We start from the raw sequence: 16,466 nt of genomic DNA on the forward strand, positions 1-16,466 counted from the left end.
ATAATACGGGCATAATGTTTATTGAAAACTTATGATAATAAGATGAAATTTTCTTTACATGAATATATATTTAATCTTGGCCATAATATTTTTCGCCCAATTTTATTTTCTCTCTTCCTGTTTCCGTTCGCCATTTATTGGTATCTCTTAAAGAATAGGCACATCCGCAATATTCCTGCATATAAAACTGTTCTTCCTTACTGATGTCAAGCATACGTTTTGATCCGCCTTTCTTCCTCCAGTTGTAAGTCCAGTAAGTAATTCCTTCATAATGATTGGCTGCACGAATACCACAATCGTTGATCTGTTCCATATTTTTCCAACGGGAGATTCCCAATGAGCTGGAAATGATATCAAATCCGTTTTCATAGGCGTACAATGCAGTCCGTTCAAAGCGCATATCAAAACACATGGTACATCGGATTCCTCTTTCGGGTTCCCATTCCATACCTTTTGCTCTGGCGAACCAATCGTCAACATCATAATCAGCATCAATGAAAGGAATATTGTGCTTTTCTGCAAAACGTATATTTTCTTCTTTTCTCAAATCATATTCTTTCTTAGGATGAATATTAGGATTATGGAAAAAAATAGTAAAATCTATACCCGACGCAATGATTGCTTCCATTACTTCTCCTGAGCACGGAGCACAACAAGAATGCAGTAACAGTTTTTTACCTCCTTCCGGCAATACTAATTTCTCTCTTTCAAAATTCATTTTCATTTTTATTTTCCTGTAAAATCAGGATTTCTTTTTTCTATAAATGCACTTATGCCTTCATTATGGTCTTGAGTATTAAATAATTCTCCAAATAAAACAGCTTCCTGTTTCAGTCCGTCTGCAATATGCAGTTCAAAACCTGTATTTAATGATTGTTTTGCTTTAGCCACGGCTACTGGTCCTCTTAAGGCGATGGTTTCTGCTAGTTTTTGAGCTTCATTCAATAGTTCTTCGGGAGCAATGACCCGATTGACAAAGCCAAAGTCTTTACAAGCTGCTGATGAATAAAATTCGCCTGAGAAAACCATTTCTCTTGCCTTGTACAAGCCGATTGCTCTTGGAAGACGTTGTGTTCCGCCAAAGCAAGGCAATAGTCCTAAGGTAACTTCAGGTAATCCGAATTTAGCTTTCTCGCTGGCCAGAATAATGTCGCAGGAAAGTGCCAGTTCACAACCACCGCCTAATGCAAAACCATTCACTGCTGCAATGACAGCCATCGGTAATTCTTCAATAGCATTAAAAGCCGTTTGTGCCATGATGGAAAACGCTTCAGCTTCTTGAGGAGTCATTCCCTGCATAGCCTTGATATCAGCACCTGCAACAAAAGCCTTTTCTCCTGAGCCTGTGATGATCAATACACGAATATCTTGGGTGGTTTTTATCTGATCGGCAAATATTTTCAGTTCTTTTAGAACAACTTCATTCAAGGCATTTAAGGCCTGTGGACGGTTAATAATCAGTGTTCCAACATGTTCATGTTGTTCATATAATAGGGTTTCAAAATTCATTGTATGTGGTTTTAGTGTATAGGATGATTTTTTGGGAAGTGGAATTAGTTTCCGTTTTCTACATTTAATTTCCCATTTAAAAATTGGATAATGCTGGAAAAATCGATGGCTCCATTTCCGGATTCGCTCCACATTCTATATAGGTTTAAAGCCGCATTTCCCAGTGGAGTAGAGGTTTTGGTTTCCAATCCTGCTTCCGCTGCCAGTCCCAGATCTTTTGTCATGAGATCTACAGCAAAGCCTCCTGAATATTCTCTTGATGCAGGAGCATTTTCCATGACACCGGGATATGGATTATAGACTTCCAAAGACCAGTTTTTACCGGAACTTTTCTGCATAATTTCACTTAATGTTTTAGGATCTAATCCATGTCGGATTCCTAAATTAATAGCTTCAGAAGTTCCAATCATATGAATGGCCAGCAACATATTATTACAGATTTTTGCCACCTGGCCGGCTCCGGAATCTCCTGCATGGAATATATTTTGCCCCATACATTTTAAAATAGGTCTTGCTTTTTCGTAGTCTTCGGTTTTACCACCTACAATAAAAGTTAAGGTTCCTGCTTTTGCACCGGCTGTACCACCGGAAACAGGAGCATCTATCATTTTACAGCCTTTAGACGCCGCAAGTTGGGCAACCGAACGGGCTGTTACAGCATCAATGGTGCTGCTGTCGATCAATAATGTATTAGGCTTTAGACTGTTGACGAATTCTTCAGAGTACAATTCGGAAACATGTTTCCCGGAAGGAAGCATAGTAATGACTACATCTGCATTTTTAATAGCTTCCAAAGCTGAAGCTGAAGTTTGTCCGCCTGCAGAAGTCAGCATATCTAAAGCGGTATGTGAAAGGTCAAATCCTATTACGGAATGACCGTTTTTTACTAAGTTTGCGGCCATAGGTCCGCCCATATTTCCTAATCCTATGAATGCTATATTGGACATAATTATTTCTTTGAGGGTTAAAAAATGATTTAATTTGAATTGAAAAAATAATGGAGAAGATTTAAGATCCAATCATCACTTCTTTATTCACTTTCCATTCTCCGATGATCCATTCAAAATAGGAATTTACCCATTCCTGAGAGACCTCATCTAAGGTTGCAGGATGCCATTTTGGAGACTGATCTTTATCGACTAATAATGCACGTACTCCTTCTGCAAAATCAGGATGGATACAGCATTGACAAGATAGATTCAGTTCAGATTGAAAAACTTCTTCCAGGCTTAAATCCTTACCTTGTTTTAGCTGTCTGAAAATAACGTGAGCTGAACTGGGAGAGCCTGCCTCAAAACTTTTAATTCCGGCATTGATCCATTCGTCTTTTTCGGGATAATTGATTAATATTTTCCTGAATTGTTCCAATGTTTCAGTCTCTTCAAACTGTTCTACAAAATCCTGATGCAAGGCCGCCTGTGATTCCGGAACAGGAGTGTCTTTGGAAATATTCTTTAAAATATCAGAAACGATTTTATGAGGATTTTCATTCCAGTTGGCAAGCTCTAATGCGTTAAGAATGGTTTCTTTTGAGGTGGATGGTACATAATAGTCTGCCAGACCCAAAAATTGGCAATCGACTCCATCTAGTCTGGCTCCTGTTAATCCTAAATACAAACCATAAGCGGATGGCATTTTATTTAAAAACCAGGTTCCACCCACATCCGGATAGAGCCCAATTGTAATTTCCGGCATTGCCAGTTTACTTCTTTCCGTTACAATACGATGTGAAGCACCTACCATAATTCCGATTCCGCCTCCCATCACAATACCGTGTCCCAAACGATGATTGGTTTAGAGTAGGTATGGATGGCGTAGTCTACTTCATATTCTTTTGAAAAGAAATCAAAACAATCCTGTGGTATTTTGGAATCATCAATAGTTCTCTGGGCAATGATGGCATCATGTAGTTGCCTTACATCACCTCCTGCGCAGAGTGCTTTTTCACCTGCCCCTTGAATAAACAGACAGGCTATTTCATCGGAATTTTTCCAGTCTTCCAAAATGGTTTTCAATTCTTCAATCATGAGTAATGACAAAGAATTGAGTGTTTTTTCAGAATTAAGAGTGATGATTCCGACTTTATTTTTTATTTCTGTAAGTAGTAAGCTCATTTTTCTATTATTTAAATTAACGGATTTGTAAAGTGGCTCCTTCTTCGAGTATCTTTCTTGAAATAACGAGCTTCATAATTTCATTAGTACCTTCTACTACCTGGTGCACTCGGGCATCACGCATTAAACGTTCTACAGGGAAATCCTGTGTACAGCCATAACCGCCCAATATCTGAAGGGCTTCATTACAGATGTTAAAGCACATATCAGTAGCCAGTCGCTTAGCCATAGCACAGTAAGTGGTTGCATTGGGATCTTTAGAATCCAGCTTAAATGCTGCCAAATGAACCATTTGACGGGCAGCCACCAATTCTGTAGCCATATCTGCAATTTTAAACTGCAAAGATTGAAACTGTGCCAATGATTTCCCAAACTGTTGCCTTTCGTGCATATACTTTTGTGCCTGGTTGATGGCTCCCTGGGCTGCTCCTACAGAGCAGGTTCCGATATTGATGCGGCCACCATCCAGACCTTTCAGAGCAATTTTAAATCCTTCCCCTAAGGTACCTAAAAGATATTGTTCATCCACTTCTACATGATCCAGAAATACAAAACGGGTAGGCTGGGTATTCCAACCTAGTTTTTTCTCTTTCTCTCCAAAGCTGATTCCTGGGCTACCAGCGGGCACTACGAAAGCACTGATTCCTTTGGCTCCGGAATTTTCTGTACGTGCCATTACAATGAGAACATCACTTTCACCAGCTCCCGAAATGAAAGCTTTTGTCCCATTAATGATATATTTGTTTTCCTTTTTGATAGCGGTAGTTTTCAACCCTGCGGCATCTGATCCTGATCCGGGTTCGGTAAGACAATAAGAACCTAGTAATACTCCAGAAGCCAGTTTGAACATAATTCTTTTCTGATTTCATCACTCCCAAATTCATCAATCATCCATGAAACCATATTGTGAATAGTTATATAAGCCGTTGTGGAAGGACAGGCAGCGGCTAATTCTTCGAATATAATGGCAGCATCAAGCCGTGAGAGTCCCAAACCTCCTGCGTTTTCACTTGTATAGACCCCACAAAATCCCAATTCGCCTGCTTTGGCTATGGCTTCTCTTGGAAATATCTTTTGGGCATCCCATTCTGATGCATAGGGTGAGAGTTCTTTTTCAGCAAACTTTCTTGCAGCATCCTGAAATGCCAGTTGTTCATCACTTAGGTTAAATTCCATAGTATTTTAAATTGAAAGTTGAGCATTAAGAATGGAAAGCTTTCCCCTTTAATATGGGTTTATATTTACTTTTTCAGCTTTCCATTTCAATTATTTTAAACTGATCGTCATATTGAGACTTCCTCCCGGAACATCTTCTTCAAACCAACGTGCGGTAATGGTTTTGGTTTCCGTATAAAACTTTACCCCCTGTTTTCCGTAAGAATGAAGATCTCCAAAGAAAGATTTTCTCCATCCTGTAAATGAGAAAAATGGTAATGGAACAGGAATCGGAAGATTTATTCCAATTTGTCCTACTTCAATTTCATGCTGAAATTTCCGTGCAGCAGCTCCTGAATTGGTAAAGATCGAAGTTCCGTTTCCATAAGGATTGTTATTGATGATCTGAATAGCCTCATCCAGTGTGTCCGCTTTTAATAAGAGTAAGGCGGGGCCAAAGATTTCCTCTTTGTAAATATCCATTTCCACAGATACATTATTGAACAGAGTAGGGCCTACAAAATATCCGTTTTCATATCCTTCTACGGTACAGTTGCTTCCATCTAATAATACTTCAGCACCCTGGTCATAAGCACTCTTGATAAGTCTTAGTACCTTTTCTTTAGATTGTTTATTGATTAAAGGACCAAATGCAGCAGACTCATCAGACCATACTCCAGGTTTGATGGTGCTTAAAGCTGTTTTGATCTCTTCTATCCAGTTTTGAGCTTCGCCCACTAAAACGGCAACACTGATGGCCATACAACGCTGACCGGCAGCACCACATGATGCCCCCACCAAATTATTGATCACTTGTCCTTTGTTGGCATCTGGCATAACCACCATATGGTTTTTTGCTCCGCCAAAAGCTTGAACTCTTTTCAGATTATCTGTTCCTGTACGATAAACATGCTCAGCAACAGGTACGGAACCTACAAATGAAATAGCTTTGATCTCAGGATGATTCAGGATATGATTCACCTGATCTTTGGAACCATGTACAATGTTCAAAACTCCCTTTGGAAAGCCGGCTTCTAAGAATAGTTCTGCCATTTTCATAGAAGTCATCGGGGTTTGCTCAGAAGGTTTTAAAATAAAGGTATTTCCGCAGGCAATCGCCATTGGAAACATCCATAAAGGAATCATCGCGGGGAAGTTGAAGGGAGTAATTCCCGCACAAACTCCAAGAGGCTGAATATAGCTGTAAGTATCCACTCCACGGGCTACATTTTCTACGGTTTCTCCCATCATCAGAGTAGGAATATTGCAGGCATGTTCTACGACTTCAATGCCGCGCCATACATCTCCCATAGCATCTGCAAAGGTTTTTCCGTTTTCTTTGGAAAGGATTTCCGCAATTTCTTTTTGGTGTTTTTTTAAGAGGTGCTGATACTTTAAAAATAGTCTTGCTCTTTCAGGGGTCGCAACCTCTTTCCATATTTTGAATGCTTCTGTGGCTGCTTCAATGGCCTGATCGATTTCTGATACTAATGTTAAAGGTACCTCAGCAAGAATCTCTTGGGAAGCAGGGTTTTCTACAGGAAGATGTTTTTGAGTTTTACTCTCAATAAACACTCCATTGATTAATATTTTTACTTTTTGTGACATCGTTTTATAAGTTGAAAAGTTGAAAAGGAAAGTTGAAAGTAAGTGGTGTTGCTTACTTTCAACTTTCAATAGAGTTTATATTACCAGTAAATCAAGGAATTCATTGACATTAAGGTTAATCAATGTTTCATATTCCAATGAGTTTTCAAGGACTGTTTTTTGTTGTTTTTCAGGAAATATACGGGCTAAGTTGACTTTGTATTTCTTGATAAGTTCAGGAATTCCCTCCTCTCTTCTTCGCTTGTGCCCGATAGGGTATTCTACCACGATTTCATCTAAAATAGTTCCGTCATTCAGTTCTATAGTCATTGCATTGGCAATAGAACGTTTTTCCGGGTCATGATAATCTGTTGTAAACTGAACATCTTCAACACATTCAATTTTGTCACGCAGAACATCAATTCTCGGGTCAGATGCAATATTATTTTCGTAGTCAGCAGCGGTTAATCTTCCGTAGATCAATGGTACAGCTACCATATATTGAATACAATGGTCTCGGTCTGCCGGATTGTTGAGAGGACCTTTTTTATCGATGATACGAATCGCTGCTTCGTGAGTACGGATCGTAACCTTTTTGATATCATCGGTTGTTTTTCCAATCCCCTTCAAAGTTGTATGTAAAGTCATTGCAGCTTCTACAGCAGTTTGAGAATGGAACTCAGCCGGGAATGAAATTTTGAATAATACATTTTCCATAACGTAAGAACCATACTCTCTCTGAAATTTGAATTCATTTCCTTTGAAAGAAACGTCATAGAATCCCCATGTTTTTGCTGTTAAAGCAGATGGATAGCCCATTTCTCCTGTCTTTGCTATTAAGGCTAAACGTACTGCTCTTGAGGTTGCATCTCCGGCAGCCCAAGATTTACGGGAACCTGTATTGGGAGCATGACGGTATGTTCTTAAAGATTGTCCGTCTACAAAAGCTAATGAGACAGCATTGATGATCTCATCACGAGTTAAGCCTATCAATTTCCAACAACAGCTGTAGAAGCCAGTTTTACCAATAATACATGATCAAGACCTACTTTATTGAAAGAGTTTTCCAATGCCATTACGCCCTGAATCTCGTGAGCCATGATCATAGCTTCCAATACCTGTTTCATTTTTAAAGGCGCTTTTCCTTCTGCAATATTAGTTCTTGATAACCAGTCTGCTGTTGCTAAAATTCCACCCAGGTTATCTGAAGGATGTCCCCATTCAGCAGCCAGCCATGTATCATTAAAGTCTAGCCAACGGATAATAGCTCCGATATTGAAAGCAGCCTGAACAGGATCTAATTGAAATTGTGTTCCCGGAACCTTCGCGCCATGAGGAACAATTGTTCCTTTCACGATAGGGCCTAAAAGTTTTGTACAAGCTGGATAAGTTAAAGCTTCCAGACCACATCCGATCGTATCCAGAAGACAGTAATGTGCGGTCTTCCATGCTAAATCGTTTTTAATTTCATAGTTCAATACATAATCGGCAATATCTGTTAATACCTGATCTGGTTGTGGTCTTTCATTTGAAATGTGTGATGACATCTTTGTTTTATAGTTTTATTATTAGGTAATCTGTTTATTTTCTGTCTTGTAGAGAAATGTATTCTTTATTCTCCGGGCCTGTATAATTGGCACTTGGACGGATGATTTTTCCATCCTGTCTCTGTTCAACAATGTGGGCACTCCATCCTGTCACTCTGGAAATAACGAATAGCGGTGTAAACATGAGAGTGGGTACTCCCATTAAGTGATAGGATACGGCAGAAAACCAATCCAGGTTTGGAAACATTTTCTTTTCTTCCCACATGACGGTTTCTAATCTTTCTGCAATATTATAAAGCAACATATCTCCCGCTTCCTCAGAAAGTTCTTTTGCTACTTTTTTAATGACTACGTTTCTAGGATCTGAGATCGTGTAAACCGGATGTCCAAATCCGATGATGACCTCTTTGTTGGCAATACGCTGGCGGATATCAGCTTCCGCTTCGTCCGGTGAATTGTAACGGCTTTGGATTTCGAATGCCACTTCATTGGCACCCCCATGTTTTGGGCCTCTCAAAGCTCCGATTGCTCCTGTGATGCATGAATAAAAATCTGAAGCAGTTCCTGCAATAACACGAGCTGTGAATGTAGAGGCGTTAAATTCATGTTCAGCATAAAGATTAAGAGATATTTCCATTGCTTTTACCCAGGAATCGGGCGCTTTTTTACCATGTAAAAGATGAAGGAAATGTCCACCAATAGTATCATCGTCTGTCTCTACATTGATTTCTTTACCGTTATGTGTATAGTGATACCAGTATAAAAGTCCGGAACTGAATGAAGCTAATAATTTATCTGCAATATCTCTTGCTCCGGCAACATTGTGATCGTCTTTTTCCGGCTGAATGCTTCCGATAGCAGATACCATAGATCTCATTACATCCATGGGATGAGCAGCTGCAGGAATACTCTTTAAAATATTTCTTACAGAATGGGGTAGCCCTCTTAAAGACTTTAATTTAGCTTTATAATTTTTCAACTGGGCTCCGGTAGGCAGCTGACCATAGATCAAGAGATAAGCTACTTCTTCAAACTCTGCTTTCTCTGCCAGATCCAGGATATCATATCCTCTGTAATGAAGATCATTTCCACTTTTTCCTACGCTACAAAGCGCGGTATTACCTGCTGCTACTCCTGAAAGGGCTACGCTTTTCTTAGGCTTGAATGTTGGTTCGCTATTCGTTGACATTACTATTTTGTTTAAAAAGGTTATCTAATTTTTGTTCATAATTATGGTATCCAATGCTTTGGTAGAGCTCTTCTCTGGTTTGCATCGTGTCTAATACATGGGCCTGTGTTCCGTCTTTGCGAATGTGCTCATAAACATTGAGAGCCGCTTTATTAGCAGCACGGAAAGCTGAAAGAGGGTAGAGGATCAGTCCTACTCCTGCGGTTTTTAATTCATCAACAGTATACATGCTGATCATTCCAAATTCAGTGATATTAGCCAAGACGGGGATTCCTGTGGCATCTACAAATTTTTGATAGAAGCTTAAATCGGGAACGGCTTCTGCGAAAATAAAATCGGCACCAGCTTCTTTGTAGGCGGCAGCTCTTTCTAAGGTTTTTTCCAGTCCTTCATTGGCAAAAGCATCGGTTCTGGCTCCGATAACAAAGCTTTCATCGGTACGGGCATCAGCGGCAGCTTTCAATCGGTCTACCATTTCTTCTTTGCTTACGATTTCTTTTCCAGGACGGTGTCCACAACGTTTTGCTCCTACCTGATCTTCGATATGCAGAGCTGCTGCTCCCGCTTTGATTAATGACTTTACAGTTCTTGCAACATTAAAGGCTGATGGACCAAATCCTGTATCTACATCTACCAATAAAGGTAAATCGCAAACATTGGTAATGCGCTGAATGTCTATTAATACATCTTCCAGCGTGGTGATTCCCAAATCCGGAATTCCTAAAGATCCGGCAGCAACACCACCTCCAGAAAGATAAATGGCATTAAAGCCGGCTTGTTTCGCCAGTAATGCATGATTGGCATTGATGGCTCCAACAATCTGAAGAGGACTTTCTTTTTGCATAGCCTCCCGGAATTGGGCACCGGGAGACTTCCAGTTTTCATGTGTAGTCATTTTAATATTTATTGTTTAGTTGAATTTTGTTCGGTAAGAAAGAAGAGCTTTTATGCTGGGGTGAGGATGTAAAAAGAGAATGGTTAAAGGAAATCAGATGGGTTGTTGGTGAGCACAAAGACAGATATTTTTGAGAAATTCTGCATAATGAGATCTGTGATGTCATAGATCTGCTGCTCGTGGATACATAATTGTGATTGGTTTGGTACATCTTTTAACTTTTTACATAGATTAAACCCTATAAAAAGTTCTTGGTAAACTTCACGATGTTTTGTGAGAAAGAAAAATTACGGAAAGGGGACACGGATGAGTTACAGACCTGCAGAATAAACATATACTGTTCTGCTAGTATCTATCTCAAAAATTAAATAAGTTGATAAGCAATTTTATCACACAATTATCCATACCGTATCATACCTGACTATAAGCTTCAGATCGCGAAAGCATCGTCACTACGAAATAGGCAGGTCTCCTGACTTGTAACAGTTTTTATCATCCTTCCCATATACCGGAGCATACAGTGGATATTGATTTGATAAAAACCTTTTAGTGTTACTTACAGTTGCGCGACAGTTCGTGATTTACACACGATTCCCTTTTAATTCACAGCTAAGTGTAACCAATTTCGGTTGATAAAGAAGGTGTTAAGAACTCCTTGGTGGTAAATATAGCCATTTTATGAGAACGACAAAATATTTTATGTAAACAATAATTAATTTTAGGTAATGGGTTGATTGTGTTTTGTTTGTGAAACTTTGTTTTTTAATGATATGATAAAAATCAGTGTTTTCAAAGGTTTTTTTTATTACCAAATCGTTAACAAATACGGTTGAATATTAAATGAAATAAAATAAAGGATGTGTTTTATGGTAACTTTTTGTATCTGAAAATAGACCCATTAAGCCTAAAAAATTATAGATTTTGAAAAGGTCATTATCAGTAAATATGAACTGAAATCATTGAAGAATTTAATGAGTCAGTCCATTGGTATTTCTAAGCTTACTTGGGATTAAATTGTATTTTCTCTTAAATGCAGCCGAGAAATGTCTTGGGTTTTTATATCCAATAATATCAGAGATCTCGTTAATATTCAGGTTTCCTTCAAGAAGCATTTTTTTCGCTTCTTCCATTTTCAGATCGTTCCAGAAGTTGAAAACGGTAGTTCCGAATAGTTCTTTAAATCCTTTTTTCAGTGTAAATTCGTTTGTTCCTACCTGATGGGCAAGGTCTATTAATGAACAGTTTGTACTGAGATTATTGATAATAAAGTCCCTCACTGCATATATTTTTTCTTCATCTTTTTTAAGTAATGATGAGTTGGAAGAGTCACTTTTGAAAAGCTGTTCCAGTTGTAAAAGAAGCAATTCAGCAACTTTAGCTTCCAGATAAATTCTTTTAAAAGTCCCTTTTCGGTCACAATGGATGATGTCGTTTAGAATCTGATACATTTCCAGGCTGATGCGGTTATGATCCGGATTGATGAGACATGAGTGCTGTTTTTCAATCGCATTTCTGAAGGTATTGAATAAACCGGAGTCTTCGGGAAGGAATTTTTTAAAAAAGTTAGGAGCCAAATTGATTTCCAGGATCTGCATTTCCTGACCGTCAAATTCCATCTGACCGGACATCTGATTTGCATAAATAATGTTGTGCTGGTAGCTGTCAAAACACACTTTACTATTGAAGTTTTCCGAAAGGGCGGAACTTTTTCCTTTTAACGAAAAATGCATTTCAACACTATCGAAATCGGCCTCAAAATACAACAGTATCTTATTTTCTAAAGAAACATTTCCAAAACCGATATGCACATTCTCGAAACAGATCTCATGATAAAAGCCACTTCCATAAGGTGGTTTCAGGTAGGTGATGCACTCTCTGAGATCACCATCATTTACAAAATAAGCATTGGGATATTTTCTTTCAACCAATGTTCCTCCAATTTTATCATCGTAAATCCTTAATGCCATTATTGTTTATTTTAATTAAAATTCTCCTTTTAACGGACTTTTTACTCCTTTTTGCAGACCTGCCCGCCTTGCTTTTCCTATTACTTTTGCACAAATATAATTAATTATTTAGAATCATTCTTAATAATATTCTGTGTTTTACGAAACACAAAAGATTTAAAACCAACGAAAAGGAAGCCTATGAAGAACTTTGAAACCGAACAAAAAGAGTTTGAAAATGTTCAAAAAAGAACAAATCATATTGCATTGTATCCGTTTTTGCTTGCAGGAGAAAAAGCTCATGAAAGTCAAACAGAAAGTAATGCTAAAAGGAAGACGAAAGAAACAGGAAGAGCTATCTTATTATTTCTATTAAAATAGGGAATAGAAGCTGATAATGAATAGAAATGAAGAAATAAAACGTAATAAATAATTATAAAATATGAACTATTCAAGTAAAATAAACTGGTCTTTTGCGGCCGCAATCATGGTATCTGTATGCTGGATCATTGGGGATATTTTTGTTGCCGGATTTGATCCGAATCCTGCCGATTATCCATTGTTTTCAAAGACTTATGCCGATCAGGTAAATGTAGAATTTGCTACTTTGATGCTGGAGGGAACTACTCCAAGGCTGATGTTTGGGGCGTTGATCGGAGCGCTTACCGGGCCATTACTGCTTCCGGCAACATGGCTGGTGTTCCAGTTTTTTAAAGATACCAAAACATGGTATTCAGTTGGTGTTTACTGGATTTTATTAACAGGTGCTGTTTTATCTCCATTAGGCCATGCCGGATTCTTTTATGTTGGAGAAATCTATAAAGCGATCTATCATACAGATCCGGTTGCTCATCCTTACCTTTTGGAAACGGGGCGGGAATTTATGAAGATGCTTAATATCGCATGGGGAGCTGCTATTGGAGTATTGGCGATCGGATGGATATCATTTGCCGTATGTATCCTTTTGAATAAAACATTGCTTCCAAGATGGATGGCCTTATTGACACCATTTGTGTTGACCTTATTTATTATTCCAATTAAGGGTCTTTTACCGCTTCCTTACTCAGGATGGGTTGGGGGAGCAATATTCAATATTGCTTATCTTACATTCTTCGGTTCATTACTGATCTTTTTCAGAAAGAAACTAAACAGAGCTTAAAAAATAAAACTAATAGCGATCTCTATATATTGCATTTTGAATTGGGCACTTAAAAAGTGCTCAATTTTTGTTGGGTATTAATTGTGTTGCAAATCTATATTTCTGTTTTCTGTTGAATTCATCTTTGAAATCATTTCCCTACATGGAAAAATATCCGAGATAGTATAGACCGATATCATGAGTCATATAGGTAATATTCCCGAAAGATGCAGTTGGGAAAACAGAATGTATTATATTTGATATTCATTATTCATGAAGAATAGAAGTACCAACTTCTTCATCCACAAAATATACATATGTCTACATCAAAATTAAGCCTGATTGCTACACTTATTCATATTCTTTTACTCGTAATACTCATGAAGTGTGATGAGGTATTGTTTACTCATGATTGGGAAAATGTGGTCATGATCCTGATTGTCGGGGTTGTCATTTTAGCCTTGGTATTCGCTATTGCATCAAGGAAAACACGATTGGGAGCTGTATTGATGATCGCTAATGGAATTTATGCATTGATCTGTTTTTTTATGCTGTATTTCGCTTTGAATTACACTTTTAAAGTATAAAACATATAATCGCTTATAGATCAATCCCTGCTCTCAAAACTAAAGAGGGCAGGGATTGCCATTTTCTCAATGAAAAAATTGATTACATGGTTTAAAATTCAAATAACTTATAGGCTTGGTGAGACTGTTGTTTACATAGGCATAAAAGCAATAGCATCCACTTCTACCATCATCCCATCCAACGCTAATTTGGGAACAGGAATTAAAGTACTGGCAGGAAACTTATTGTTTTTCCATACTTTATGCATTTCTTCCGTCCATATTTTGAGTTTCTCCTGATCGTGATCAACAATCAATACTGTAATTTTAAGGACATCATCAGGCTTCAAGTGATATTCTTTAAGCACTGTTTCCAGGTTTTTCAAAGCGAACTGAACTTGTTGTCTAAAATCTTCAGAAAGATGATGATGTAGGTCTTCACCACCGCTTTGTCCTGATATAAATACATATTTTCCGTTTCCTATACCGCTTGTTGCATGTGAAAAAGCAAAAGGAGTAGGGTCAAATAGTGTTTCCGGATTTTTAGACTCGATATTTGTCATATTTTTTTGTTGGTTGGTTTTATCATTGTTAGTTTGTAAACAACTTGAAAATAACAATATAAGAATAAATGAAGCCAGAAGAAGCTTTCCTTTATATACGATGTTTTTAGAATGAATCATGATTGGTAAGGTTTAAATGATGAAGCAAAAGTAAACTGAATCATTTTTCAAAACGTTTACATATGTTGAGAGAATCCAATATTATAATTCATAACTGTCCATACTTTTATCATGCCTACAATGACAATACAATTTTACCAAACAAAGGCCGGGTTCGCTTTGTGTCTTCTATTCTTTGATGGGCACTCTGAATGTCTTCAAGAGGAAATACACTGTCTATAACCGGTTTTACGTGACCGCTTTCAATTAATTGTGTAATATGGTGAACCTCATCTCTGCTTTGTCTGGTAAAAACGAAGTGATAAGTGGCATTTTTTTCCCAAGCATGGATAAGATTTTGAGGTTGGGAAATATCAACCAATGTTACAATCCTGCCATAATCAGCTAAAGCAAGCGGACTGTCTGATAATGTACTGCCTCCAACGGTATCAATAATTACATCAACACCTTTACCATTTGTATGAGTTTGTATCTCTTCAATATAGTTTTTTTGATGGTGATCAATAACAACGTCCGCTCCGAGACTGTGAAGTTCTGCATGTAAAGTACTTTGTCCAGTTGTGTAGACAAAAGCTCCAAGTGATTTAGCAACCTGTATGGCCAGTGTTCCGACTCCTCCGGCACCCCCAAGAATAAGAATGGTATCTCCCTTTTTTAATTGTGCTCTTACAACCAGCATTTCCCAGACTGTTCCCCCAATCAGAGGAATGGAAGCTGCTTCTTCATAACTAATATTCTCAGGCATTCTTGACAATGAGGACTCATCGGTAACATGATATTCTGCATAGCTTCCGGTACTGCCAAAACGTGGTGAATAATAAACCTTATCACCGGGTTTCCAGTTTTTAACAGCATCGCCCACTGCTATAATATCACCGGCAATATCATGGCCAGTTATGATAGGTAGATCAAATAAAGGAGCATAATCCCCTCGTCTTATCTGATAATCCAATGGATTGATTGATGTGGCTTTTACTTTTATCAATACCTGAGAAGGATTGGTGATAGGTGGAGTAGGAACTTCTGCAAATTGAAGGACTTCCGATCCACCGTAATTTTTGATGACAATAGCTTTCATAATAAGATATTTGTTTATTTAATAGTTGTTATTGAGGAAGTATGCTCATAAATTCAAGAATCTCATTGCCGATTTCCGTAACATGGGTTTCCAGCGCAAAATGTCCGGTATTGTAAAACTTAAGTCGAGCGTTCGGAAGATCTTTTTTATAAGCTTCGGCACCTTCCGGCAGAAAGTAAGGGTCCTTATTTCCCCAGACTAATAAAAGCTTTGGCTGATGCTTTCTGAAATATTCATGGAATTGGGGATATAAAGCCACATTGGTTCTGTAATCTTTCACCAAATCAAGCTGTATTTCTATATTGCCCGGTCTATCCAGGAATTTTTGATCTAATGTATACGTTTCAGGAGCGATTAAAGAAGTATCTGATACTCCATGATGGTATTGAAAATAGGTCGCTTCTTTAGAAACAAAATCTTTTAGGGAAAGGCGGTTGGCTTCTGATGGATCTTTCCAATATTTCTGAATAGGATTCCATTCTTTACTGAGTCCTTCTTCATAAGCATTTCCGTTTTGAGAAATAATACCTGTTATTTTTTCCGGATTGTTCATAGCCAGGCGTAAGCCTACCGGAGCACCATAGTCAAAGATATAGACGGCAAAACGTTTCATTTTCAATGTATCAACGAATGTCTGTATTGTAGTAGCAAGATTGTCAAAGGTATAATTGAACTGCTGGTGATCAGGAGCATCAGAATACCCAAATCCGGGTAAATCCGGTGCAATGACATGGTATTTTGTACTCAATATAGGGATTAGGTTTCTGAACATGTGTGAGGAAGTTGGGTAGCCATGCAGGAGAAGAATCGTTGGGGCATCAGCAGAACCTGCTTCTCTGTAAAATAGATTACGTCATTGACTTTGATGTTGCGATAATGTATTAACTGGTTTTCCATAATGTGATGATTTAGATTGAAATTATGATGGGATTGTGCCATCGTTAACGTATTAGTGAATAGACCAATTGAAAGGCCTGTAATGAGTTGTCTGAATGTTATTTCCATTGAATTCTTTTTGAGATTCCAAAATTAATACGGATATTTGATTATTAAAAACGA

At 38.0% G+C, this 16,466-nt stretch carries 16 protein-coding genes, 2 pseudogenes and 1 riboswitch; of the genes and pseudogenes, 3 read left to right on the forward strand and 15 right to left on the reverse strand.

Annotated elements, in window-relative coordinates; genetic code table 11:
- Positions 1–70 precede the first annotated feature (70 nt).
- The 11 genes and pseudogenes from QWZ06_RS08640 to QWZ06_RS08695 all read right to left on the reverse strand — a co-directional run bounded on the left by QWZ06_RS08640 (position 71) and on the right by QWZ06_RS08695 (position 11,963).
- Complete coding sequence (locus tag QWZ06_RS08640; RefSeq protein ID WP_290297248.1) at positions 71–718, reverse strand: epoxyqueuosine reductase QueH; 648 nt, start codon at positions 716–718, stop codon at positions 71–73.
- 8 nt (positions 719–726) lie between these two features.
- The gene (locus tag QWZ06_RS08645) at positions 727–1,509 is read right to left on the reverse strand and encodes an enoyl-CoA hydratase/isomerase family protein (RefSeq protein WP_290297250.1); all 783 of its coding nucleotides are present in this window, start codon (positions 1,507–1,509) and stop codon (positions 727–729) included.
- A 44-nt stretch (positions 1,510–1,553) separates the two neighbouring features.
- Entirely contained in the window at positions 1,554–2,528 is a 975-nt protein-coding gene (gene mmsB, locus QWZ06_RS08650) for a 3-hydroxyisobutyrate dehydrogenase (protein ID WP_290297251.1), read from the reverse strand.
- A pseudogene (locus QWZ06_RS08655) lies at positions 2,518–3,623 on the reverse strand (enoyl-CoA hydratase/isomerase family protein). Before QWZ06_RS08655 ends, mmsB begins: the two are co-directional and overlap by 11 nt.
- Before the next feature lie 16 nt (positions 3,624–3,639).
- A complete protein-coding gene (locus QWZ06_RS08665; RefSeq protein ID WP_290297255.1) occupies positions 3,640–4,473 on the reverse strand; it encodes an acyl-CoA dehydrogenase family protein in 834 nt (277 codons plus the stop codon).
- Positions 4,443–4,799 carry an acyl-CoA dehydrogenase family protein gene (locus QWZ06_RS08670; protein ID WP_290297256.1) on the reverse strand — a complete coding sequence of 119 codons (357 nt, stop codon included), beginning with the start codon at positions 4,797–4,799 and terminating at the stop codon, positions 4,443–4,445. The genes QWZ06_RS08665 and QWZ06_RS08670 overlap by 31 nt, the downstream gene beginning before the upstream one ends.
- 90 nt (positions 4,800–4,889) lie before the next feature.
- The gene (locus QWZ06_RS08675; RefSeq protein WP_290297257.1) at positions 4,890–6,386 is read right to left on the reverse strand and encodes a CoA-acylating methylmalonate-semialdehyde dehydrogenase; all 1,497 of its coding nucleotides are present in this window, start codon (positions 6,384–6,386) and stop codon (positions 4,890–4,892) included.
- Between the two features lie 75 nt (positions 6,387–6,461).
- Positions 6,462–7,912: pseudogene (locus tag QWZ06_RS08680) on the reverse strand (bifunctional 2-methylcitrate dehydratase/aconitate hydratase).
- Between the two features lie 34 nt (positions 7,913–7,946).
- Positions 7,947–9,101, reverse strand: a complete 1,155-nt coding sequence (gene prpC, locus QWZ06_RS08685; protein WP_290297259.1) for a bifunctional 2-methylcitrate synthase/citrate synthase — start codon at positions 9,099–9,101, stop codon at positions 7,947–7,949.
- Positions 9,088–9,996 (reverse strand): methylisocitrate lyase, encoded by a 909-nt coding sequence (gene prpB, locus QWZ06_RS08690; RefSeq protein WP_290297260.1) that lies wholly within the window; start codon positions 9,994–9,996, stop codon positions 9,088–9,090. Before prpB ends, prpC begins: the two co-directional genes overlap by 14 nt.
- A 445-nt stretch (positions 9,997–10,441) precedes the next feature.
- A riboswitch (cobalamin riboswitch) is annotated at positions 10,442–10,635 on the reverse strand.
- A gap of 329 nt (positions 10,636–10,964) precedes the next feature.
- The gene (locus QWZ06_RS08695; RefSeq protein ID WP_290297261.1) at positions 10,965–11,963 is read right to left on the reverse strand and encodes a helix-turn-helix domain-containing protein; all 999 of its coding nucleotides are present in this window, start codon (positions 11,961–11,963) and stop codon (positions 10,965–10,967) included.
- A 180-nt stretch (positions 11,964–12,143) separates the two neighbouring features.
- Between QWZ06_RS08695 and QWZ06_RS08700 the strand changes: the two genes are divergently transcribed.
- From QWZ06_RS08700 to QWZ06_RS08710, 3 genes are all read left to right on the forward strand, one after another.
- Entirely contained in the window at positions 12,144–12,323 is a 180-nt protein-coding gene (locus tag QWZ06_RS08700) for a hypothetical protein (protein WP_290297262.1), read from the forward strand.
- A 61-nt stretch (positions 12,324–12,384) separates the two neighbouring features.
- Complete coding sequence (locus QWZ06_RS08705) at positions 12,385–13,101, forward strand: DUF6796 family protein (RefSeq protein WP_290297263.1); 717 nt, start codon at positions 12,385–12,387, stop codon at positions 13,099–13,101.
- 296 nt (positions 13,102–13,397) lie between these two features.
- A complete protein-coding gene (locus QWZ06_RS08710) occupies positions 13,398–13,667 on the forward strand; it encodes a hypothetical protein (RefSeq protein ID WP_290297264.1) in 270 nt (89 codons plus the stop codon).
- A 131-nt stretch (positions 13,668–13,798) separates the two neighbouring features.
- On the opposite strand, the gene QWZ06_RS08715 is transcribed toward QWZ06_RS08710, so the two are convergent.
- From QWZ06_RS08715 to QWZ06_RS08730, 4 genes are all read right to left on the reverse strand, one after another.
- Positions 13,799–14,329 (reverse strand): RidA family protein, encoded by a 531-nt coding sequence (locus QWZ06_RS08715; RefSeq protein ID WP_290297265.1) that lies wholly within the window; start codon positions 14,327–14,329, stop codon positions 13,799–13,801.
- Between the two features lie 115 nt (positions 14,330–14,444).
- Positions 14,445–15,407: a zinc-binding dehydrogenase gene (locus QWZ06_RS08720; RefSeq protein WP_290297266.1), complete on the reverse strand. Its 963-nt coding sequence runs from the start codon at positions 15,405–15,407 to the stop codon at positions 14,445–14,447.
- 28 nt (positions 15,408–15,435) lie between these two features.
- Entirely contained in the window at positions 15,436–16,179 is a 744-nt protein-coding gene (locus QWZ06_RS08725; protein ID WP_290297267.1) for an alpha/beta fold hydrolase, read from the reverse strand.
- Positions 16,164–16,412, reverse strand: coding sequence for a hypothetical protein (locus tag QWZ06_RS08730; protein WP_290297268.1), 249 nt, complete (start codon positions 16,410–16,412; stop codon positions 16,164–16,166). Before QWZ06_RS08730 ends, QWZ06_RS08725 begins: the two co-directional genes overlap by 16 nt.
- Positions 16,413–16,466 lie beyond the last annotated feature (54 nt).

The sequence above is a fragment of the Chryseobacterium tructae genome (assembly GCF_030409875.1).
Lineage (GTDB): Bacteria > Bacteroidota > Bacteroidia > Flavobacteriales > Weeksellaceae > Chryseobacterium > Chryseobacterium tructae.